Source organism: Rhodococcus sp. (in: high G+C Gram-positive bacteria), from assembly GCF_049591685.1.
GTDB lineage: Bacteria > Actinomycetota > Actinomycetes > Mycobacteriales > Mycobacteriaceae > Rhodococcoides.
Genome location: NZ_JBAWFH010000092.1, coordinates 1 through 8,846 on the forward strand (window position 1 = coordinate 1; position 8,846 = coordinate 8,846).

Annotated in this window: 10 protein-coding genes; 5 read left to right on the forward strand and 5 right to left on the reverse strand. The window is 65.5% G+C overall.

What is annotated here, in order from left to right; all coding sequences use genetic code 11:
* A partial coding sequence (locus WBQ44_RS04160; RefSeq protein WP_495565472.1) for a magnesium and cobalt transport protein CorA occupies positions 1-1,082 on the reverse strand: 1,082 nt, incomplete at its 3' end.
* A 110-nt stretch (positions 1,083-1,192) separates the two neighbouring features.
* On the opposite strand from WBQ44_RS04160, the gene WBQ44_RS04165 reads away from it, so the two are divergent.
* From WBQ44_RS04165 to WBQ44_RS04180, 4 genes are all read left to right on the forward strand, one after another.
* Positions 1,193-2,056: a PHP domain-containing protein gene (locus WBQ44_RS04165; RefSeq protein WP_495565473.1), complete on the forward strand. Its 864-nt coding sequence runs from the start codon at positions 1,193-1,195 to the stop codon at positions 2,054-2,056.
* 67 nt (positions 2,057-2,123) lie between these two features.
* On the forward strand, positions 2,124-2,684 hold the full coding sequence (locus WBQ44_RS04170; protein ID WP_495565480.1) for a MarC family protein: 561 nt from the start codon (positions 2,124-2,126) through the stop codon (positions 2,682-2,684).
* Positions 2,681-2,950: a hypothetical protein gene (locus WBQ44_RS04175; RefSeq protein ID WP_495565474.1), complete on the forward strand. Its 270-nt coding sequence runs from the start codon at positions 2,681-2,683 to the stop codon at positions 2,948-2,950. Before WBQ44_RS04170 ends, WBQ44_RS04175 begins: the two co-directional genes overlap by 4 nt.
* Before the next feature lie 323 nt (positions 2,951-3,273).
* Positions 3,274-4,452 carry an NAD(P)-dependent malic enzyme gene (locus WBQ44_RS04180; protein ID WP_495565481.1) on the forward strand — a complete coding sequence of 393 codons (1,179 nt, stop codon included), beginning with the start codon at positions 3,274-3,276 and terminating at the stop codon, positions 4,450-4,452.
* A gap of 29 nt (positions 4,453-4,481) precedes the next feature.
* Here the strand turns inward: WBQ44_RS04180 and WBQ44_RS04185 are convergent, their stop codons facing one another.
* The 4 genes from WBQ44_RS04185 to WBQ44_RS04200 are packed head-to-tail and all read right to left on the reverse strand — an operon-like array spanning position 4,482 to position 7,981.
* Complete coding sequence (locus WBQ44_RS04185; protein ID WP_495565475.1) at positions 4,482-5,174, reverse strand: ABC transporter permease; 693 nt, start codon at positions 5,172-5,174, stop codon at positions 4,482-4,484.
* A complete protein-coding gene (locus WBQ44_RS04190) occupies positions 5,171-5,851 on the reverse strand; it encodes an ABC transporter permease (protein ID WP_495565476.1) in 681 nt (226 codons plus the stop codon). The genes WBQ44_RS04185 and WBQ44_RS04190 overlap by 4 nt, the downstream gene beginning before the upstream one ends.
* Complete coding sequence (locus WBQ44_RS04195) at positions 5,848-7,011, reverse strand: ABC transporter ATP-binding protein (RefSeq protein ID WP_495565477.1); 1,164 nt, start codon at positions 7,009-7,011, stop codon at positions 5,848-5,850. The genes WBQ44_RS04190 and WBQ44_RS04195 overlap by 4 nt, the downstream gene beginning before the upstream one ends.
* A 16-nt stretch (positions 7,012-7,027) precedes the next feature.
* Positions 7,028-7,981, reverse strand: a complete 954-nt coding sequence (locus tag WBQ44_RS04200) for an ABC transporter substrate-binding protein (RefSeq protein WP_495565478.1) — start codon at positions 7,979-7,981, stop codon at positions 7,028-7,030.
* Positions 7,982-8,171: 190 nt separating this feature from the next.
* Between WBQ44_RS04200 and WBQ44_RS04205 the strand changes: the two genes are divergently transcribed.
* Positions 8,172-8,846 (forward strand): glycine betaine ABC transporter substrate-binding protein (locus WBQ44_RS04205; protein ID WP_495565479.1); only part of this gene is annotated, 675 nt, incomplete at its 3' end.

An 8,846-nucleotide genomic window follows, 5' to 3' on the forward strand; every position in this document is an offset into this window, starting at 1 on the left:
AGCCAGTGGTTGCGCCGAAACAATGCGAACAATCCGACGCATACCGAGGCGACCAAACCGACAACCAGGTAGTAGCCGTACGTCCAGTGCAGCTCGGGCATGTTGTCGAAATTCATGCCGTAGATGCCGGCCACCATCGTCGGCACCGCGGCGATGGCGACCCACGCCGAGATCTTGCGCATGTCCATGTTCTGCTGCATCGTCACCCGCGCGAGCGCGGCGTCGACCAGCGAGCTGAGCACCTCGTCGAACTCCGCAACGCGTTCCGCCACGGTCGTGTGGTGATCCTGAACGTCCCGGAGATAGCGGCGGACAGCCTTCGGAATCGACGCATCGTTCTGCACCAGCTGAATCAGCGGAGTCGACAGGGGAGTGACCGACCGTCGCAGTTCGACGACCTCCCGCTTGAGAAGGTAGATGTTCTCGACCGGCACGTGATGGTTGGGCGAGAACACTTCCTCTTCCATCAAGTCCACGTCGCGCTCGATCGACGACGTGACCGCCAGGTACTCGTCGACGACGTGGTCGGCGACGGCGTGCAGTACCGCCGACGGACCGAGCGAAAGCCGCTCCGGGTTCTGCTCCAACCTGTTGCGGACGCCGGACAGACCGGAGTGCTCGCCGTGCCGAACGGTGATGACGAAATCGCGCGCGAGGAAAACCATGATCTCGCCGCTCTCGACGATCTCGTTGGCCGTCGTCACGGATTCGTGCTCGATGTAGCTGACCGTCCGCAATACCAGGAAGGTCACCTCGTCGTAGCGTTCGAGCTTGGGCCGCTGATGCGCGTGTACTGCGTCCTCGACCATGAGTTCGTGCAGGCCGTAGCTCTCGGCGACGCCGTTCATCTGCCCTTCGTCGGGAGCGTGCAGACCGAGCCAGACGTAGCCCTCGCCGCGCCGACGCACCTCCGCGATGGCCGCCGAGTGCGTGTACTTACCAGGCAACCGAACGCCGTCGACGTAGACGGCACAATCGACGATGGCGCGGGCGGTCGGTACCGCAACCTTGGGGCCCGTGGACTGGGTGCGAACCGACGGTCGCAGCGAGTGCAGGGGACGCAGCGACGGCCTGGGTGGCATAGACGGCAACTGCTCTCCTTCTCTCGGCGGACGGCCAACGGACCATCGTACGTCAGGTACGCGAACACCTCGGGTGCGCGAGTGTGAACGAGCCTGGGACACTGGCTGTCGTGCTCATCGACCTCCACGCCCATTCTGCTGCGTCCGACGGCACCGACAGCCCCGCGGAGTTGGTGCGCGCCGCGGCGAAGAGTGGCCTCGACGTCGTGGCCATCACCGACCACGACACCACCGCAGGGTGGGACCAGGCGATGGACGCCGCCCCGGCCGGTCTGACCGTCGTGCGAGGCATGGAAATGTCGTGCGAGGGCAGAGGAGAGGACGGCTCGCCGGTGCCCGTCCACCTGCTGGCCTACCTGTTCGACCCGCTCGATGCGGCGTTCGCTGCCGAACGGATACGACTGCAGGGCGAGCGGACAACCAGAATCCGGGTGATGGCGGAGAAGATGGCCGTCGACTACCCCCAGCTCGACCCCGATGCGATCCTCGCCGCGGCCGGCCCGTCGGCAGGGCGCCCGCACCTCGCGCGCGCCTTGGTCGACATCGGCGTCGTCGACAGCGTCGGCCAGGCCTTCGAAAGCCTGCTCGCAACGTCGAGTCCGTACTACGTGGCCAAAGCCGACACCCCGCTCGATCGTGCTGTCGCGATGGTGTCCTCGGCCGGCGGAGTGAGCGTCGTTGCGCACGCCCGCGCCCGGATGCGCGGACGAATCCTCGACCTCCAACAGGTGCGCGAACTCGCCGGACGGCTGCCCGACGGATCGCCGGGACTCGGAGGCATCGAGGTACACCACGCAGACCACACCGTCGACGACGCCCGCGTACTCGCCGAGCTGGCCGAGGAACTCGACCTCATCGCGACCGGCTCCTCGGATTACCACGGCGACAACAAGACGCTGCGGCTCGGCGAACACACCACGGACCCCGCCCACTACGAGCGGCTATGCGCGCAGGCCACGGGACTGATGGCATGAAAGTCGGTGCGCCGTGAGCTTCGATGTCACGCTGTACCTGACCGTCCTGATCACCCTGTTCGTCATCATGGACCCGCCCGGCGCGATCCCGGTGTTCCTCTCGCTCGTCGGAGGCAAGAGCAAAGAGGCCAGAAACCGGGCCGCGTGGCAGGCGCCCGCGGTGTCGCTCACGGTCATCACCGTGTTCGCCATCGGCGGGCAGGCCATCTTGAACTATCTGCACATCGGAATACCGGCACTCCAGGGTGCCGGCGGATTACTGCTGCTGCTCATCGCCCTGTCGCTGCTCACTGGACGCAGTGCAGGTGGCGGCGCCGAAGCAGAGGACGTCAACGTCGCGCTCGTCCCGCTCGGCACACCGCTGATGGCGGGGCCCGGCGCTATCGCCGCGGTCATCGTCTACGTCAGCCAGGCCGACGGGCAAGCAGGGTCGCTGGTCGCCGTCGCCGCCGCCATCGTCACCATCCACCTGGTCTTCTTCGTGGTGCTGCGGTTCTCGACGGTCCTGATTCGCATCCTCGGCGTCGGCGGCATCACGCTGCTCGCCCGGATCGCCGGTCTTTTGCTGGCTGCGATCGCAGTCCAGCTCATCGCGGACTCCGTCCGTGGATTCATCACAGGAGGATGACGGGTTTGCTACGAGCGTTGAGTGGAGCCGTCACCGCGGGACTCGTCGTACTCGCCGCGGTTGTCGCCGGGGCACAGTATCTGGGCGCAGAGCGAGGGTTCCCCGGACCGGGCACCGTTTCGGTGGCGGCACATATTGCCGCAGCGGTGCTCGCCGTCGTCGTCCAGCACTTCGCGGACCATCGTCGCCGAGCCACCGCAGTACTCGCCTCGGTACTGGTCATCGTCATCGCCGGGGTTCTGCTGTGGACACAGTGGTGGAATTGAGGCAGTGGTGGAATTGAGGCAGTGGTGGAATTAGCAGGGGCGTTTGCGCACCTCCCGCACCCGGTGGCACACTGATCGAGATACAGCTTCGGGCGCCACAGCGCCCGGCATCGACGGTGCCGGCTCACCTGCCTCACGTCATCACGGTATTTCGGACGACGCAGCCATCGAAGGGCGCGCTCCGGGACATCTTTCTTTCATTCGCCTGCCGACGTGTCGTCGGACCGGAAGCCGACAGACAACGGGCTTCCAGGTGAGACTTTTCGAGGAGCCCCGAAAACGTGACCACAGTGACCGAACCGACCGACAGCGACTCGGACGATCTGTCCCCGATCACCGCCAATCTGTCCCCGATCACTGATGAGGAAATCTTCCTCGGACATGTCGGTGGCAAGTTGTCGGTCGAGCTCACCGCGCCGCTGGAGACGCAGCGCGATCTCTCCATTGCCTACACCCCCGGTGTCGCCCAGGTCAGTCGGGCCATCGCCCAGGATCCTTCGCTGGCCAAGCAGTACACCTGGACCGACCGGCTCGTTGCCGTGATCTCCGACGGGTCCGCGGTGCTCGGCCTCGGTGACATCGGCCCTCGCGCCTCCCTGCCCGTCATGGAAGGAAAAGCGGCGCTGTTCAAGAACTTCGCCGGCCTCAACTCCATCCCGATCGTGCTCGACACCCAGGACGTGGACGAGATCGTCGACATCATCGTCCGGCTCCGGCACAGCTTCGGCGCCGTCAACCTCGAAGACATCTCCGCTCCGCGCTGCTTCGAGATCGAACAGCGCGTCACCGAAGCCCTCGACTGCCCGGTGATGCACGACGACCAGCACGGAACGGCCATCGTCGTCCTCGCAGCGCTCAATGGCGCCGCGAAAGTCCAGGGCCGGCCGACCGCGGGCCTGAAAATCGTCATCTCCGGTGCAGGCGCAGCGGGTGTGGCATGCGCCAACATCCTCCTCGCCGCCGGGATCCCGGACGTGGTGGTACTCGACTCCAAGGGCATCGTGTCCGCCGATCGCACCGACCTCAACAGTGTCAAGACCGAGCTCGCCTCGCGGACCAACCCGCGTGGCGTGACCGGCGGGGCGGGCGACGCACTCGCCGGGGCCGATGTGTTCCTCGGCGTCTCCGCCGGGCAGATCGCCGAAAGCTACATCGCGTCGATGGCGCCGGAGGCAATCGTGTTCGCGCTGTCCAACCCGGACCCGGAAATTCACCCCGAACGGGCAGCGCAGTACGCGGCGATCGTCGCCACCGGACGCAGCGACTTCCCGAACCAGATCAACAATGTGCTCGCCTTCCCCGGCGTGTTCAAGGGCGCACTCGACGCCGGAGCACGCCGTATCACCGAAGGCATGAAACTCGCCGCCGCCGAGGCAATCCTCTCGGTTCTCGGCGACGAGCTGGCTGCGGACAAGATCGTGCCCAGCCCGCTCGATCCTCGCGTGGCCCCGGCCGTTGCGGACGCAGTTGCGGCAGCAGCGCGAGCCGAGGGCGTCGCGTAGGAACACAACGGAAACGCCCCGAACATGCCCTACCCGGGTAGGTTCGGGGCGTTTCTTCGTTGCAGCCGACCTGTGCCGGGCACCGATGCGTATACGGCGAGCGCGAGTAGACCGTCGATCACCAGGGCCAGGACCGCGACGAGGATGGCGCCGACGAGAACGCGGTCGTAGCTGTACAGCGCGAGCCCGTCGAAGATGTACCGTCCGAGCCCGCCGAGGTTGACGTAGGCGGCCACCGTTGCCGTCGCGATTACCTGCAGGGTCGAATTGCGAAGCCCACCGAGAATCAAAGGCATCGCATTGGGAATTTCCACCCGAAGCAACACCTGCCCCTCGGTCATACCCATCGCGCGGGAGGCGTCCACGACGGCGGCGTCGACGTTCGCAATCCCGGCGTACGTTCCGGCGAGCAGTGGCGGGATGCCGAGTAGTACGAGAGCGATGATCGGCGGGACGAGGCCCAGCCCGATGAGCAACACGAGAAAGACCAGCACACCGAGCGTGGGCAGCGAGCGCAGCGCGTTGACGAGTCCGACGACCACTACCTCGCCCTTGCGGAGATGGCCGATGAGAAGCCCGATGGGCACTGCGATGGCAGCGGACACCAGCACCGCCAAGAGGCTGTACCAGATGTGTTCGAGGATGCGGGCGCCGATTCCGGTGCTGCCCTGCCAGTTGGCCGGATCGGACATGTAGGCGAACGCGTCGCTGAAGATGTTCATGCAGCCGCCTTACGCGGGCTTCTGGGCTTGCCTGCTCTGTGCTTGCCTGCTCTGGTCCATGGCGTGAGCCACCTGCCGATCAGATACAAGGCGGCGTCGAACACGAGCGCGAGGAAGACGATCGATATGATGCCCGCGATGATCTGGTCGGGATAATCCCGCTGATACCCCTGGGTGAACAGTTCGCCCAGGCCGCCGATGCCGATGACCGAACCGACCGACACGAGCGAAATGTTGGTGACCGCCACGACTCGCACGTTGGCGACGAGGACGGGAAGAGCCAGTGGCAGTTCCACCGTCAGGGCTAGTCGCAGCGACGTGAAACCCATGGCCCGCGCCGAGTCGACGACCGCGTCGGGTACGGAGTCGAGGGCCTCGGGCACCGCCCGCACCAGGAGGGCGGTGGAGTACACCGCCAACGCGATGACGACGTTGATGTCGTCGAGGATCTTCGTGCCGAGAACGGCCGGAATGGTGACGAACAGCGCCAGCGAAGGAATGGTGAACGCAATGCTCGCCGCGGTCAGCGTGATCTTTCGAATCCACGGCACGTTACGGATGGCGGTTCCGACCGGAACGGCGATCAGAAGGCCGATCAGTATCGGCAGCAGCGACAGGTAGAGATGGGTCTTGGTGAGTTCGACGACGCGGTCGAAGTTATCGATCAGCCACGTCATCGGCCGGTGTCGTCCTTGCCGAGTGCGAGGGCCTCGAAGTGGTGTTGGTTCCGCGCCTCGTTCTCCGCTGTGCGCTGTGCCGCAAGATGATCGAGGATCTCGGAACCATCGACGCTGCCGACGACGTGGCCCGAATCGTCGACGGCAACACCGATACCGGACGGCGACGAGATGGCCGCGTCCAACGCCTGACGCAGATCTCCGCCGACAGTGAACAACGATCCACCCGCGGCAGTGGAATCGCGGACCTCGTGTCCCGACCGAATGCGTTCGACGCCGGTGACGTCGATCCATCCGAGGGGAGTGCGTTCGTCGGTGACGACGAGAATCCACTGGCCCTGCTCGAGGCGGAGGGTCGTCAACTCGCCTGCCGTTGCCGTGACGATGTCATGGATCGGCACCGAATCGGCCGTCCGGAAGGACAATCCGCGGTATCCGCGATCTCGGCCGACGAACGACGCGACGAAGTCCGTTGCAGGAGAAGCCAATACCGTCGCTGGGCTGTCGTATTGCTGCAGCATCCCGTGCGGACCGAAGACGGCGATTCGGTCCCCGAGCCGTACCGCCTCGTCGATGTCGTGCGTGACGAAGACGATGGTCTTGTTCAATTCGGCTTGCAACCGCAGCATCTCGACCTGGAGGTCTTCGCGGACCACCGGATCGACGGCGCTGAACGGCTCGTCCATCAACAGGATCGGGGGGTCTGCTGCGAGGGCGCGGGCGACGCCGACGCGTTGCTGCTGTCCGCCCGACAACTGCGCCGGGTAACGCGTGGCGAGTGCCGGGTCGAGTCCGACGCGTTCGAGCACGGTGAGTGCGGCTTTGCGTGCCGCACGGCGTGATTCGCCCCGCAGCACCGGTACCGTCGCGACGTTGTCGACGACGGTCCGGTGGGGGAGCAGGCCCGCGCTCTGAATGACGTAGCCGATGCCGCGTCGCAGTTTCACCGCGTCGGTGTCGGCGACGCTTGTGCCGTCCACCGTGATCACACCGGAGGTTGGGGTGATCATGCGGTTGATCATGCGCATCGATGTCGTCTTACCGCAGCCCGACGGCCCCACGAACACCGTGAAGGATTCCGGTTCGATCCGGAGGTTCAACGTGTCGACTGCGATGGTGCCGTCGGGAAACTGCTTGGTGACGTTCTCGAATGTGATCACGGTGTGAGGACTCCTTCTACGAGACCGGAGTATCCAGTCCCTGTTCGGTGACCCACTGCTGCGCTGCCGCGGCAGGCTCGGTCTTGGCCTCGCCGGACACCGATTGATTCAGTGCCAGAAGTTCTTCGGTGGTGAGCTTCGCGGAGATCGCATCGAGAACAGTGGTCAGCTTGTCGGAAGTCTTGCCCGCGTTGATGACCGGGACGACGTTCTGGGCGGCGAAGTTGAACTTCGGGTCCTCGAGGACGACCAGATCGTTCTCCGCGATGGAGGCCGACGTGGAGAAGATGTCGGCTGCGGTGACTTCACCGGAGGTGAGCGCTCGAACCGTCGCGGGCCCGCCGCCATCGGACAGCGGAACGAACTTGCCGGGATCGATGTCGACGCCGTAGTTCTCCTTCAGGCCGGGCAGACCGTATGCGCGCTCCTGGAACTCGGGTGGTGCACCCAGGCTGATCTCGGCCGAGTAGGGCGCGAGGTCTCCGATGGAGGTGAGGTTCCAACGGTCCGCGGTCTCACGCGTGACGACGATGGAGTCCTTGTCCTCGGCGGGCGCAGGCGCGGCGATGACGAGCTCGGAGCCCAATGCGTCCGGAAGTGCTGCCTCGACGTCTTCGGCCGAGGTGGCGGTGGTCTCCGGATCCAGGTACTGCAGGAGGTTGCCAGTGTAGTCGGGGATGAGGTCGATCGATCCGTCCTTGACGGCCGGAATGTAGGCCTCGCGGCTACCGATGTTCAGCGAGGTGTCGACGTCGAAGCCGTTGACCTGCAGTACCTCGGCGTAGATGTTGGCGATGATCTCCGATTCGGTGAAATTGGCGGAGCCGACCACGATGGAGTTGGTGTCCCCGTTACTGCTGTCCCCGCCGCCGGACGACAACGGATCGGAATCGTTGCCGCCGCATGCCGCCAACGCCAACGCAGAGATGGACAGCGCAGCTACGACGCGCGTGGTTCGGGTGATGTTCAATGTTGGCCTTTCGCCGTTCCGCCGAGCTGGATGTACGCCGCAGAGCCTGGGCAATGGTGCTCCGGGCGAGTCTAGCCATAGGGTTGGTCGATGGATGGTCGTCCGCATGGGTTATCGGGGTGGCTTGGTTCCCTGTGTGCCTGAACGCTAAACCTGTGCACCGACAACTTCAGGAAACGGAGACACTTTCGTGCGTGTGTTGGGTCGACGAGTCGTCGCGCTCGTTGCTGTGCCACTTCTCTGCGCTGCTTGCGGGGCGTCCGAGCCGTCCGAACGACCGCTGGTCGTCGGTTCGGCAGACGACGTCCGCGGAGAGGTACTGGCGCACATCTATGCAGGTGCACTGGCGTCGACAGGCGCCGACGTGCGAACCTCGCCGCGGATCGGTGACCGCGACGCCTACCTCGCTGCGCTGGACGCGGCCGAAGTGGACGTGGTGCCCGACCTGACCGGCGAGCTGCTCGGCACCTTCGACAGTGCCGACGAGTCCGTCGATGCCGACGACGTCTTCGTTGCTCTCAACAAGTCGCTGCCGGCCGGTCTGTCGGTCACCGACTATGCGACGGCGGAGGACCGCCCGGCGGTCGCCGTGACCCCGAACGGTGTTCTGTCGGAGGCCAGCACCATCGACGACATCGCGGCGCAGTGCAGCACGGCCACGGTAGTGGTGGCCGACGCCGATCGCGCGGCCGTCGACACCCTCGCGGAGCGGTACGGCTGCACGTTCGCGTCGGTCACCGCGGCAGACAACGACGCGGTCGTCCCGACGCTTCTCGACGGATCGGCGGACGTGGCGCTCATCCGGACGGCGTCGGCGGGTCCGGGCGCGAAGGATTTGCTGGTGCTGGAGGACGATGCCGAAGCG